The organism is Caballeronia sp. BR00000012568055 (assembly GCF_029439455.1).
Classification (GTDB): Bacteria; Pseudomonadota; Gammaproteobacteria; order Burkholderiales; family Burkholderiaceae; genus Caballeronia.
The window spans coordinates 37068-50827 of record NZ_JAQFVG010000109.1 but is presented as its reverse complement, the minus strand read 5'-3'; the positions used below and the strand labels follow the sequence as shown (position 1 = coordinate 50827).

The window sequence follows — 13760 nt, the reverse complement described above, 5'->3', positions numbered from 1 at the left end:
CGTGCTGATCCTGGAGGTCGTGCCGGCAATGATACATCCGGCTCAGAGCGTCAGCACGGTCACCGCATGAATCAACAATCCGACCATCCCGCCGACCAACGTTCCGTTCACGCGAATGAACTGCAAATCCCGGCCGATATTCAATTCGACATCGCGTACGAGCGTGGCATCGTCCCATTGCTTGACGGTCGCCGCGATATGTTTGGCGATGCCTTCGCGCAACTCGGGCGCAAGCGCTTTCAAGGCATCGCGCATATGTTCGTTGATGGAATCGCGCAGTGCGGGATCGTTGCCCAAGGCCTGCGCGAAACCCGCCGCCATCTCCACCACTTTCGCGTGCAGCGATGAATCCGTGCGCTTGAGGTCGGCATCGAGCCATGCGGTGAATTCGTCCCACAAACCATTCACGTACGCGCGCAATTCGGGCCGTTCGAGCCATTGACGCTTGTGTTCGTCGATATGCGTCTTGAACGTGGGATCGCTTTTCAGGCGCTCGACGAAGCGTTCCACCGCTGCATCGAACGCCTGACGACGTTCATGCTCCGGATTCTCGCTGATATCGTGCAGCCATTGATTCGCGCCGCGCACGAGTCCCGCCGCGAACTTCGCGCCCAAATCTTCCGCATTCAATCCGACGAAACCGAGCATGCCGATCAGCTTCGGATATTCCTCGCCCGCCACCGCGACGATGCGCGCCGCGAACATCTCCTGCACTTCGGGTTTGTCGAGCCACGCGGCCATTTGCTTCAGGCCTTCATCGAGCAGCAATTGATGACGGCGATCCGCAGTCAGCGTGGACAGCACGCCGCCCGCCGCGCCCGCCAGATCGAAGCCTTCCGCGCGACGGCGAATGGCATCGTAAAGCATGGTTTTGACGCGTTCATCGTCGATAAAGGAGAGCAACTGACCGACCGCCGTGACCGCGCGGTTTCCCAGCAAACGCGCGTTGGCAGGCTCCGCGAGCCACGCCGATAAACGCGTGGCGGGATCGAATGCGTTGACGCGCGCGACCAGCGCATCCGTGCCGAGAAAACGATCGCGCACGAAGACCGCGAGGTTATCCGCGACGCGCGCCTTGTTGGCCGGAAGAATGGCCGTGTGCGGAATCGGCACGCCGAGCGGATGACGGAACAGCGCGACCACCGCGAACCAGTCCGCCAACGCGCCGACCATCGCCGCTTCCGCAAACGATGACACCCACGCCCACGCGCCTGCATCGTGCTGGCTTTTGGCGAGCGCGAACAACGCGCCCGCCGCGATCAGCAGCGCGAAAGCGAACCATTTCATTCGTTTGAGCGCGACTGCTTTGTCCTGCGTTTCCATTGCTTTATTCAGGTGGTTTTTTAGAGGCCGCAAGCATACCAGCGCGCTGCAATTTCAAAAGCGCATCCATCGCGCGGTCGGCGTCTTCGAACGGCACGAAAATGTGATCGTGATACGCCGCCGCCATCACATTGCAACTGATGCCCGCCTCGCCGAGCGCGCTTGCAAAGGCTGCCGTCAGACCGACCGCGTGCAGGTCGGAATGAACGGTCAAGGTGATCCACGCCGCGCGAAACAGCACGTCGATGCCCGCGAGTTCCGCCGCACGTTCGGCCATCACGACGGTCATGCCTTCGCGCTCACGGAACGTCGCGATCACGCTGTCGCCGCCGATCACTTCATCGTGTGGCACCGAAGCGAACACGTAAGCGCCCGGTTGCAACTCGGGTTGCATCGATGCAATGAGTGTGTCGAGATTACGCAGCATCTTCTGCCCTCCGCGTGCGTCCGAGCACCGGCCGCAACGCTGCGCCCGTATGACTGCGCGGATGCGTCGACAGCGTTTCAGGATCGGCTGCCGCGACGATGGTGCCGCCATTCACGCCGCCTTCCGGGCCAAGATCGAGCACCCAATCCGCTTCCGCAATCACATCGAGATCGTGCTCGATGACGATCACGCTATGCCCGCCATCCACCAGCCGATGCAGCACGCGAATCAGCTTGGCCACGTCCGCCATATGCAGGCCGACGGTCGGTTCATCGAGCACATAGAGCGTATGCGGCGGCTTCTGCCCGCGACGCGTGATGTCGTCGCGTACCTTCGACAACTCCGTGACCAGCTTGATGCGCTGCGCCTCACCGCCCGACAACGTCGGCGACGGCTGGCCGAGCGTGAGATAACCGAGTCCCACGTCCTTCATCAACTGCAAAGGATGCGCGATGGACGGCATCGACGCGAAGAACTCGACGGCTTCGTCGATTTCCATCGTCAGCACTTCGCCGATGTTCTTGCCGCGCCACGTCACCGCGAGCGTTTCCGGATTGAAGCGCTGGCCGTGACACACATCGCATGGCACCTTCACGTCCGGCAAAAAACTCATGGCGATGGTGCGCACGCCCTGACCTTCGCATGCCGGACAACGCCCTTCGCCGGTATTGAACGAGAAACGCGACGGCGTATAACCGCGCGCGCGTGCTTCGAGCGTATCCGCGAACAGCTTGCGAATGGTGTCCCACATGCCGATATACGTCGCCGGACACGAACGCGGCGTCTTGCCGATCGGCGTCTGATCGACTTCGAGCACGCGGTCGATGGCTTCGAAACCGGTCACGCCCGCGCAGCCTTGCCATGCGTGAACGACATCGAATTTCGGACGCGGTGCTTCACGCGCCAACACGCTCGAACGCGATTTAGAAGCAGCGGGCGCAGCCGCTTGCGCCGTTTTGCGCGCACGCCTTACAGCAGGCGATGAAAGCACCGAACGGCCGACCGCATCGAGCAGATTGGTCATGAGCACATCGCGCGCGAGCGTCGATTTACCGGAACCCGACACGCCCGTGATAGCCACCAGCCGATTCAGCGGCACGCTCGCCGTCACATTGCGCAGGTTATGCAGCGTCGCGCCTTCGACCGTCAGCCATTGCTCCGGCACCGCAGGCCGTTTCGCCGTGCCCGCGCGCACTTCACGACGCGGCTGCAACGGATGCACGATCGGATTCGCCAGCATCTGCCCCGTCAGCGACGCCTTGTGCGCCGCGAGATCCGTCACATTGCCCTGCGCCACGACCATGCCACCACGTTTGCCCGCACCCGGACCAATATCGATGATGTGATCAGCACGCCGAATCGTATCTTCATCATGTTCGACGACAACGAGCGTATTGCCCTTGTCGTTGAGCTTCTTCAACGCGGAAAGCAGAATCAGATTGTCACGCGGATGCAAACCGATGGTCGGTTCATCGAGTACGTAGCACACGCCTTGCAGGTTGCTGCCGAGTTGCGCAGCAAGACGAATGCGCTGCGCTTCGCCGCCCGACAACGTCGGCGCAGCGCGATCGAGACTCAGATAACCGAGTCCCACTTCTTCGAGGAACTGCAAACGTCCTTCGATCTCACTGACCACATCGCGCGCGATATCCGCATCGCGTCCCTTCAGCTTGAGCGATGCAATCCACTCGCGCGTATCCGTGACGGTCCATCGGCCGACTTCGGTGATCGGATAATTGCCGAAGGTCACCGCGCGCGCCACTTCGTTCAGACGCGTGCCTTCGCAATCGGGACACGGCTGATCGACGATATCGTCCGGTTCCTGATCCACCGAACCGATGCTTTGTTCGCGGCCGCGATCATCCTGCGCGAACACGGTGTCATCGAACGCGGCGCGTTGTTCGCGCGTCAGCTTCACGCCCGTGCCAACGCACGTATTGCACCAGCCATGCTTGCTGTTGTACGAGAACATACGCGGATCGAGTTCGGGATAACTCGTGCCGCAGACCGGGCACGCGCGCTTGGTCGAGAACACGCGCGTCTCTTCTTTGCCTTTGCGCTGACCTTCGCTCCATGCGCCATGAAGATCGTCCAACGGCGCGATCAGATGCATCACGCCCTTGCCGACTTCGAGTGTTTCATCGAGCAAACGCCGCAATTCCGCCTCGTTATTCGCCGATACGACCAAGTCCGCCACAGGCAATTCAATCGTATGTTCGCGGAATCGATCGAGCTTCGGCCACGGACTCACCGGCAGAAATTCGCCATCGACACGCAGATGGGTATTGCCGCGCGCCTTCGCCCATTTCGCCAAATCCGTATAAACGCCCTTGCGATTCACCACCAGCGGCGCGAGCAAACCGACATGTTGGCCCTTGAAATCACGCATGATCTGCGCAGCGATCGACTCCGAGCTTTGCGCCTGCACCGGCGTGCCATCATGAATGCAGTGCTGAATGCCGAGCTTCACGTAAAGCAGACGCAGGAAGTGCCATACTTCGGACGTCGTAGCAACGGTGGACTTGCGCCCGCCGCGCGACAGACGTTGTTCGATTGCGACGGTCGGCGGAATGCCGTAGACCGCATCGACTTCTGGGCGACCCGCAGGTTGCACGATGGAGCGCGCATACGCGTTCAGCGATTCCAGATAACGCCGCTGTCCTTCGTGGAACAGAATATCGAACGCGAGCGTGGACTTGCCCGAACCGGACACGCCCGTCACCACGTTGAACTTGTTATGCGGGATATCGACATCGAGCGATTTGAGGTTGTGCTCGCGCGCATTGACGATGCGCACCACGTCCTCGCCCTGCAACGCGCGCCGTGCGCTCGCCACTTCGGCGGCGAGCTGCAAAGGCACACCTGCACGCTTTTCCGCCGCGCCTGGCTGCATCGCTTCTTCGTATTCGACCAGCGCGCGGCCCGTGTGCGAATGCTCGCACGCGGCCACATCGTCGGGCGTGCCGACGCACACCACTTCGCCGCCGCCATCGCCGCCTTCCGGACCCAAATCGATAATCCAGTCGGCCGCGCGAATCACATCCAGATTGTGTTCGATCACGATCAGCGAATGCCCGCGTTCCAGCAAACGGCGCAGCGCCTGCATCAGCTTGGCGATATCGTCGAAATGCAGGCCGGTGGTCGGTTCATCGAACATGAAGAGACGGCTTTCGCTCTTCTTCGCTTGCGAGGTTTCCGCGAGAAAGCCCGCGAGTTTAAGACGCTGCGCTTCGCCGCCCGATAACGTAGGAACCGGCTGGCCGAGCTTCACATATTCCAGACCGACATCGACGATAGGCTGAAGCACGCGCAATACTTCGGTATCCGATGCAAAGCATTCCACCGCTTCGCTCACGGTCAGTTCGAGCACGTCCGCGACGCTCAGCACGCGCGCACCACGCTCGATCTTCACATCGAGAATTTCCGCGCGATAACGACGTCCATCGCAATCCGGGCAACGCAGATAGACATCGCTCAGGAACTGCATTTCGACGTGTTCGAAGCCCGAGCCGCCGCATGTCGGACAGCGTCCATCGCCGGAATTGAAGCTGAACATGCTTGCGCCGTAACCGCGTTGCGCAGCGAGCGGCGCCTTCGCAAACAGCTTGCGGATTTCATCGAACGCGCCGACATAGCTGGCCGGATTGGAACGCGCCGTGCGCCCGATCGGCGATTGATCGACGAAGACCACATCGCTCAATTGGTCCGCGCCCTTCAGCGCGCGAAACGCGCCGGGCGCTTCCGTGGCCTTGCCGAAATGACGCATCAGCGCGGGCGCGAGCACGTCCTGAATCAGCGTGGATTTGCCGGAACCGGACACGCCCGTGACGCACACCAGACGTTGCAGCGGAATCTCGACGGTCACGTCGCGCAGGTTGTGATCGCTTGCGCCTTCGAGCGTCAAACGCGGCGTTTTTTTATCGACGATACGGCGATTCCAGCTCGACGCATGCGCCACATGCTTGCGTCCGCCGAGATACGCGCCGGTCAGCGTGTCGCGCGTCTGAATCTCGTCGGGCGTGCCGTCATAGACAATCTGCCCGCCGCGTTCGCCCGGCCCCGGTCCCATATCGATCAGACGATCCGCCGCGAGCATCACCGATGGATCATGTTCGACGACGACCAGCGTATTGCCCGCATCGCGCAGACGATGCATGGCTTCGACAATGCGATTCAGATCGCGCGGATGCAGCCCGATACTCGGTTCATCGAGCACGAACAGCGTATTCACCAGCGATGTGCCCAGCGCCGTCGTCAGATTGATCCGCTGCACTTCGCCGCCCGACAGCGTGCGCGATTGCCGATCCAGCGTCAGATAACCGAGGCCCACATCGCAGAGATATTTGAGGCGCGTGCGCACTTCGGCGTGAAGCAGTTTGAGCGCTTCATCGAGCAAGGTGGAAGGCAGCGTGAGCGAATCGAAGAAACGGCGAATGCGTTCGATCGGCATCAGCATCAGATCGTGGACCGTCAGACCCGGCAATGCTTCGAGCTGCTGACGATTCCAGTCCACGCCCTTCGGCATGAAGCAATTCGAAGGCTTGAGCACTGCATCGGCCTGTTCCTTGGTGCCAAGACGCCACAACATCGATTCGGTCTTCAGCCGCGCGCCTTCGCACACGGGACACGTCGTATAGCTGCGGTACTTCGACAGCAGCACGCGAATGTGCATCTTGTACGCCTTCGATTCCAGATAATCGAAGAAGCGCTGCACGCCGTACCATTGGTTCTGCCACTTGCCGGTCCAGTCCGGCGAGCCTTTGATGACCCAATCGCGTTCCTTCTGCGTCAGTTCTTTCCAAGGCACGCCGAGCCGAATGCCCGCTTTCGCGCCGTATCGAAGCAGATCGTCCTGATTCTCTTTCCACGCGGGCGTTTGCAGCGTCTTGACCGCGCCTTCGCGCAACGTCTTGTTCTCGTCGGGAATCACCAGACCGTAATCGACGCCGATCACGCGGCCAAAACCACGGCACGTTTCGCACGCGCCGTAAGCCGAGTTGAACGAGAACAGCGCGGGTTGCGGATCGGCATATCGCAGATCGCTTTCCGGGCAATGCAGACCGGTGGAAAAACGCCAGATTTCAGGCTCGGTTTCGTCTTTCAGCACATAGACAGCAATGCGTCCGGTGCCGCGCAACAACGCGCTTTCGATCGCTTCAAGCGCGCGCGAACGTTCGATGTTCTGCAAGCGGAATCGGTCCGCAACCACATCGAGCACTTGCCGCTTGCCCTGCTCCGTTTCGACATGACGCTTGGCCTGCACGCGCGTGTAACCGCTCGCGGACAGCCATTGTTCGACCTCCTCATCACTCGCGGTATCGGGCAATTCGACGGGAAACGTGATCGCCAGACGCGGATCGTCGGCGCGCGTGCGATCGAGCAATTCGGCGTAGATGGTTTCGGGCGTGTCGTGACGCACGCGCAGCGCGGTTTTCCGGTCGAAGACTTCGGCGGCGCGCGCATAGAACAGCTTCAGGTGATCGTTCAGTTCGGTCATGGTGCCGACCGTCGAACGCGAACTGCGCACCGGGTTCGTCTGATCGATAGCGATAGCGGGCGGCACGCCGTCCACGCGATCCACCTGCGGCCGGTCCATCCGATCCAGAAACTGACGCGCATACGCGCTGAACGTCTCGACATACCTTCGCTGCCCTTCGGCATACAAAGTGTCGAAAACCAGGCTCGATTTACCGGAACCGGACGGGCCGGTCACCACGGTCATTTGCCCGGTGTGCAGATCGAGGTCGAGATTCTTGAGATTGTGCTGCCGTGCGCCGCGAATGCGAATTGCGTTATTCGATGCCAATTTGTCAACCGATTCAATGAGTTGGGCGGCTGCTTCGAGCCGTTGGCCGCGCGCCCGCGATAAAACCGGGACGCCGCCGCCGATGCGAACAGTACTGTACACGCATACAGTACTGTTCGCACGAGTAGCCGCGAGTGTTCCTGACGCTTCCGCAAACTTCCGGCCAGCGCGCTTGAATCACTTCTCGGAGAAATGCGCGATCAGCGCGTCCGCGACCGCATCCGGTGCTTCACGCTGCGGAAAATGCCCGACGCCGTCGATCACCACGCGCCGGTATCCGCCCGTGAAATGCCCTTCCTGTCCCGCCGATGTCGACTCGTCCGTACACGTATCCGCGCCGCCGTGAATCACTAGCGTGGGCGTGGCGAGCGTATTCACGGTGGCGAGCTTGTCGTAAAGCGACGTGAGCGCCGGATCGGACGCCTCATCCTTCCGATACCGCCGCCGATACGCGTTCAACGTAATCGCCACCCAATCCGGATTCTCGAACGCCCGCGCGCTCGCTTCGAACTCCGCTTCCTCGAACCACCCGGCGGGCGCCCACGTATCCCACTGAATGCGCGCGAAGCCTTTGGGATCGGCGGCGACTTTTTTCGGGCCATCGTCGAGCGACATGAACCATTGATACCAATAACGCCGCGCCTGCGCGAAATCCGGCAATTCGAACACGCCCGCAGGTTGAAAACCGACCGACAGCGCCGCGATCCGACGCACGCGCTGCGGATAGAGGGCCGCCGCCGTATAAGCGGCACGCGCGCCCCAGTCATGACCGGCGAGATCGAATTGATCGATGCCCAGCGCATCCGCGAGATCGATGGCGTCCTGCACGATCGCCACGGCGGAGCCATCGCGCACGGCATCGGCCTGAAGGAAACGCGTGCCGCCCGCGCCGCGCAATTCCGGCACCACCGTGCGATAACCCGCCGCATTCAGCCGATCCGCCACCGCGCTCCAGCCACGCGCGGCATCCGGCCAGCCGTGCAGCAAAACGACCACTGGACCTTCGGCGGGACCGGTATCCGCATAGGCGATATCGAGTGTCGGCGTGGTGACGTGTCGGACGAATTCCAGCATGGCGACGCTCCTTCGACGAGGTGAAAAGCCATTCTAGAGCGTGTCCGCAAAAGCAGCAGGACGCGCCTTTTTCATGCGATGTCGTACGACGCTAAGGGAAACTCCCGAGCGTTTGTCGATTGACGCTATGTCCGTAGCTTGGCTATCGTAAATAGAGAAAACGATTTCCAAAGTGTGCGTGGAAATCACTGCATGAGTGCGATACAGAAGTACGACATCGTTTTATAAAATTCCGAGGAGACGGCATGAAACAGCATCCCCATTCCCCCGCGCGACGGTCGTTCGTCAAATTGGCAGGCGTCTCGGCAGGCGCACCGTTGATCGGCGGATTTGGCGCGCTGAGCATGCTTGCCGGATGCGGTGGCCACGACTCGAACGACTCCCCCGCGCCCGACCCGATCTGGGGCGCATCCGGCTCCGCGACGCAGATCATCAACGCGCTGCAAAGTGTCTCGACCTCGATGTTCCCGAGCCGCCAGTTTCAAGTGACCGACTACGGCGCGAAGCCATGCGCGGTGATCGCGGTCGCGAATCCGTACACCGACGCGACCAAATCGCCACTCTCGACCGGCGCGAATCAGACCCACGCCCCCGGCTCCTTCGATTCGCGTCCCGCCTTCCTTGCCGCCATCGCGGCCTGCAACGCGGCGGGCGGCGGACAAGTGATCGTGCCTGCGGGCAACTGGTATTGCGCCGGTCCGATCGTGCTGTTATCGAACGTGAACTTTCATTTATCCGCGAACTGCGAGATCTTTTTCAGCCCCAATCCCGCCGATTACGCCAAGGACGGCCCGATCGATTGCGGCGCAAATGGCAAGCTCTGGTACAGCCGCTGGCAAGCCAACGATTGCCTCAACTACGCGCCGCCGGTCTACGCGCGCAATCAGACCAATATCGCGTTGACGGGCGAAGGCGATTCGTCGATTCTCAACGGCCAGGCCATGACGCCGTTCGCCGGCAGCGGCAACACAGCCACGTGCTGGTGGACCTGGAAAGGCAATAACGGCGTCTACGGCTGCGTCAGTTCATCGACGCCGTCGCAGGCATCCAGCAATCCTAACAATATCGATATGAAAACCGCCGTGCCCGGCATTTCGGATGCGTTGTACGCGTCGCTCACGAATCCCGCCACGCCGTGGCAGCAGGATCAGAACTATCTGCCCGCGCTCTCTGAAGCGGGCGTGGCGATCGAGAAGCGTATCTTCGGCATCGGCCATTATCTGCGGCCTTGTATGGTCGAATTCATCGGGTGTACGAACGTATTGATGCAGAGTTATCGCACGTTCAATACACCGTTCTGGCAACATCATCCGACCGATTGCAAGAACGTGGTGATGCGCAGCGTGACGGTGGACAGCATCGGTCCGAACAACGATGGCTTCGATCCCGACGCCTGCGATATGGTGCTGTGCGAAAGCGTCGTCTTCAACACCGGCGACGATTGCATCGCCATTAAATCGGGCAAGGATCTGGATACGCAATACGGTCCCGCCCAGAACCACGTCATCCAGAATTGCACGATGAACAGCGGCCACGGCGGCATCACGCTCGGCAGCGAAATGGGCGGCGGCGTGCAGCGCATCTATGCGCGCAATCTGCAAATGCTGAATCAGTTCTGGGCGACGAATTCGCTGAATATCGCGATTCGCATCAAGACGAATATGAATCGCGGCGGCTTTGTGAAGGACTTCTATGTGGACAATGTCACGCTGCCGAACGGCGTGAGCCTGACGCCTTCCGGCTACGGCAGCAGCCTGCTCGCAGGCAGTCCGATCAACGCGACCGTGCCGCTCGGTGTGGTGACGGCGAGCGCGGCGAATCCGTCGGCATCGCAGGGCGGCATCATCACCTTCGATTGCGATTATCAGCCGTCGAAGGACGCCATCCGCACGCGGCCCGCGCTGGTGCAGAACGTGAATATTTCGAACCTCAAGGCGAGCAATGTGGCGCTGAACGGCGTCAACGCATCATGCTTTCAGGCGATCGTCGCGCAAGGCCCGGTCGCGTTCGATTACAACGGCCCCGCGCCCACGCCGACCATTCCCGCCATCACCGGCGTGACCATCACCAATTGCGATTTTGGCACGCCCGCTGCGGCCGGTCCCGCGACATCGACCACGCCGGGACCGATCTACGCGTACAACGTGCATGACATCGTGCTGGTGAATACGTTGATCGCGGGGAAGACGTTGAATCAGACGGTGACGGATGCGAGGTAGAACACACTCTGCGCTATGCCCCAACCAACGTCCCCGTTCTAAACGCTTTTTCGCCCGTTACACGGCCCATCGGTGCGCCCGCTGTGACAAAGCGGATCGCGCGCCGCATGTAGAACACGCCGTCGTTCTTTGTCGTGATGGTCGTGACCATGTCCGTCAGCGGATCGACGATATCGAACACGGCGTCGCCCGCTTTCAGCCGCGCGCCCACTTCCGCGCGATACACCACGATCCCGCTTACCGGTGCGATCAACTGCTCGCTGCCCGCCAGCGGCGTGGCCTCATGCGCGAGCGGCGGCAATTCACGCGCGCGGCCTTCGATCACGCCGCGCGCAATCAGGAACTCGACGATGGCGTCCGCATCACACTCGGCGCTTTCATAGCCGACATTGCGCTGTCCGCGATGCTCCAGCGTCGCCGCGATATTCGGCACATCGATCGGCACGCTCTCGCCGAGCAGCGCGCGCAGTTCGTTCCACAGCAAGGCATGAATTTCGTCGAAGGACTGACCGCCCGAATCGGTGGCGAGCAGAACGCCGTTGGCATCGAGATAGCGTGCAAGCGGTTCGATGGCGGGCCAGCTCGCGGGACTCGTATAAAGGTGCATCGTGGCTTCGAGCGAGCAATGCAGATCGAGCACGATATCCGCCGCCGATGCCAGCGTCAGCAAGGTCAGCCGCAGCGACTCGAATTCGTTTTTCGCGCGCGTTTCGCCGAGCATGTCGCATACGGCTTCGCGCAACAAACGCGTGTTCTTCGCGGCGTTATCGTGCGAAAAGCGCGTGCCGATCCGTTCGATCAACGCCTGCGCGGCGGGCATCGGAAAGCCGCGATTGAAGTTCTGCCCGCTGTTCGCCTCGAAGCGCCCGACGAATTGCCCGAGCACGTATTGCGACAAGCCGATCGGATTTGCCAGCGGCACGAGCACGATCTCGCCGCGCAGCCGCCCTTCGGCTTCGAGTTCCAGAAGACGTTGTTTGAGCGCCCACGCGACGAGCATCGCGGGGGTTTCATCGGCGTGGAGCGAGGCCTGAATGTAGACCTTTTCGCCGGGCGCGCCATCGCCGAAATGGAAGCTGACCAGTTCGCGCGTGGTGCCGAGCGTGGTCGCGACGAGTGCTTTGCTTTGCGTGCGCACGTTTAGTCCCCGTAGACGTCGAAATCGAAATATTTGTGCGCGATCTTCTGATACGTGCCGTCCGCGCGCATATCCGCGACGGCCTTGTCCACCTTCGCCTTGAGCGCGGCGTCGTCCTGACGCAGACCCATGCCAACGCCGTGATCGCCCATCGACAGCGGTTCGCCGACGAAGGTGAATCCCGCGCCGCGCGGCGTCTTTAGAAAGCCGTGATCGGCTTCGGCCGAACCGAGCAGCGCGGCATCCAGCCGTCCTGCGCTCAGGTCGTTCAGCACGCCTTCCATGCTTTGATACGCGACCACTTCCACGCCGCCCGGCTGCCAGTTTTTCATCGCATAGGTTTCGAACTGGCTGCCGCTTTGCACGCCGATCCGCTTGCCCTTCAGCCCGTCCGCCGTCGCCGCCAGCGACGCGCCGCGTTTGGCGATCAGACGCGAGCGAAACTGAAACAGCTTGGTGGAAAACGCGATCTGCTTCATGCGTTTGTCGGTGATCGCCATCGTGGACATGATGCCGTCGATCTTGCGCGCCTGAAGCGCCGGAATCATGCCGGAAAACTCCAGCTCGACCCATTGGCAATGCATGGCGATACGGCGGCAAATCTCATCGCCGAGATCGACGTCGAAACCGGCGACGTGGCCGTCGGGCGTCTTCACGTCCATCGGCGGATAGCCGGGATCGATGCCCAGTCGCAGCGTGTCGGCGTCTTTGGCGTGGACGGGAAGCGCGAGCGCGAGCGTGGCCGCGAGCAGCAGAGTTTTGAGCATGTCAGTGCGCGTTTCGCTTGGTTGAATGCATCGATGGTACGAAGCCGAAATGCGCTAAAAAAGTCCTATTTTGCTTATCATGATCGTTTTTTATGATCGCTCGCACACGCTTATGGAACTGACGCTGACGCAGTTGCGCATGTTTATCGCCGTGGCCGAAGCGGGCAGTCTGCGCGCCGCCGCGCGACGGCTGGATATCGCGCAGAGCGGCATCACGCAGCAACTCAGAAAGCTCGAAGCGATCGCAGGCGGTCCGCTGTTCGAGCGCGACGTGCGCGGCGCGCGTCTGACGCCCATCGGTGAGCGGCTGCGCGTGCGCGCGGATCTGATTCTCGGCGAATGCCGCAAGACCGAAGACGAGATGCGCCAGTTGCGCGGCGAGTTGACGGGGAACGTATCGCTGGGATTGGCGGCGGAAGCGAGTTTGCGCCTGCTGCCGGGATTGCTGGCGAGTTATCGGGAGCGCTGTCCGCGTATCGACGTGCATCTGACGAGTGCGACGTCGCGCGTGCTGACCTCATGGGTACGCGACGGAAGTCTCGATTTCGCGCTTGCGTTGATCGCGCCGGGCGCGGACGTTCACGACATGGAAACCACGCGATTGTTCGACTCAGAAGTGTCGGTGATTGCGCGGCGCGGGCATCCGCTCGCACGCGCCCGCAAACTCGCCGATCTGCGCGATGCGCAATGGGTCAGCACGCGGCAACCGGGCGGCGGCGCGGCATCGAACCGTTTATCCGCTTTATTCGACGATGCGCGTCTCGCGCCACCACATATCGCCGCCACCACGGAAGCCGTGTTCGATACGCTGCACTGCATCGCGGCGAGCGATTATCTTGCGCTGGAACCGGCGAGTCTCGCGGCGCATCCGTTTTTTCGCGAGCACGTCAGCATCGTGCCGATTCGGGAGCGCGCGGGGAAAACGCCCGTGTGTCTGATACGTCGCGCGGGCGTGCCACTCACGCCCGCCGCACAGGAACTGGCGACAATGGCCGTATCCTTCGCG

The 13760-nt window shown here is 61.5% G+C and carries 8 protein-coding genes; 2 read left to right on the top strand and 6 right to left on the bottom strand.

What is annotated here, in order from left to right:
- Positions 1-42 precede the first annotated feature (42 nt).
- The 4 genes from P7F28_RS06775 to P7F28_RS06760 form a co-directional block, all read right to left on the bottom strand.
- Positions 43-1287 (bottom strand): DUF445 domain-containing protein, encoded by a 1245-nt coding sequence (locus P7F28_RS06775; RefSeq protein WP_277183730.1) that lies wholly within the window; start codon positions 1285-1287, stop codon positions 43-45.
- A gap of 40 nt (positions 1288-1327) precedes the next feature.
- The gene (locus P7F28_RS06770; protein ID WP_277183729.1) at positions 1328-1750 is read right to left on the bottom strand and encodes an ACT domain-containing protein; all 423 of its coding nucleotides are present in this window, start codon (positions 1748-1750) and stop codon (positions 1328-1330) included.
- The gene (uvrA, locus tag P7F28_RS06765) at positions 1740-7556 is read right to left on the bottom strand and encodes an excinuclease ABC subunit UvrA (RefSeq protein WP_277183806.1); all 5817 of its coding nucleotides are present in this window, start codon (positions 7554-7556) and stop codon (positions 1740-1742) included. The genes P7F28_RS06770 and uvrA overlap by 11 nt, the downstream gene beginning before the upstream one ends.
- Positions 7557-7733: 177 nt before the next feature.
- Positions 7734-8630: an alpha/beta fold hydrolase gene (locus tag P7F28_RS06760; RefSeq protein ID WP_277183728.1), complete on the bottom strand. Its 897-nt coding sequence runs from the start codon at positions 8628-8630 to the stop codon at positions 7734-7736.
- 245 nt (positions 8631-8875) lie between these two features.
- On the opposite strand from P7F28_RS06760, the gene P7F28_RS06755 reads away from it, so the two are divergent.
- Positions 8876-10849, top strand: a complete 1974-nt coding sequence (locus P7F28_RS06755; RefSeq protein WP_277183727.1) for a glycoside hydrolase family 28 protein — start codon at positions 8876-8878, stop codon at positions 10847-10849.
- A 13-nt stretch (positions 10850-10862) separates the two neighbouring features.
- On the opposite strand, the gene P7F28_RS06750 is transcribed toward P7F28_RS06755, so the two are convergent.
- Together P7F28_RS06750 and P7F28_RS06745 are read right to left on the bottom strand one after the other, a co-directional pair.
- The gene (locus P7F28_RS06750) at positions 10863-11987 is read right to left on the bottom strand and encodes a M14 family metallopeptidase (protein ID WP_277183726.1); all 1125 of its coding nucleotides are present in this window, start codon (positions 11985-11987) and stop codon (positions 10863-10865) included.
- Positions 11988-11989: 2 nt separating this feature from the next.
- Entirely contained in the window at positions 11990-12754 is a 765-nt protein-coding gene (locus tag P7F28_RS06745; protein WP_277183724.1) for a transporter substrate-binding domain-containing protein, read from the bottom strand.
- A 112-nt stretch (positions 12755-12866) separates the two neighbouring features.
- Here P7F28_RS06745 and P7F28_RS06740 point away from each other — a divergent pair.
- Positions 12867-13760: LysR substrate-binding domain-containing protein (locus tag P7F28_RS06740; RefSeq protein WP_277183723.1), on the top strand; the 894-nt coding region annotated here is incomplete at its 3' end.

Excerpts from the sequence above, each read along its gene's own strand:
- P7F28_RS06755 (WP_277183727.1), top strand. The coding sequence starts at position 8,876 with ATGAAACAGCATCCCCATTCCCCCGCGCGACGGTCGTTCGTCAAATTG.
- P7F28_RS06745 (WP_277183724.1), bottom strand. The coding sequence starts at position 12,754 with ATGCTCAAAACTCTGCTGCTCGCGGCCACGCTCGCGCTCGCGCTTCCC.
- P7F28_RS06760 (WP_277183728.1), bottom strand. The coding sequence starts at position 8,630 with ATGCTGGAATTCGTCCGACACGTCACCACGCCGACACTCGATATCGCC.
- P7F28_RS06775 (WP_277183730.1), bottom strand. The coding sequence starts at position 1,287 with ATGAAATGGTTCGCTTTCGCGCTGCTGATCGCGGCGGGCGCGTTGTTC.
- P7F28_RS06770 (WP_277183729.1), bottom strand. The coding sequence starts at position 1,750 with ATGCTGCGTAATCTCGACACACTCATTGCATCGATGCAACCCGAGTTG.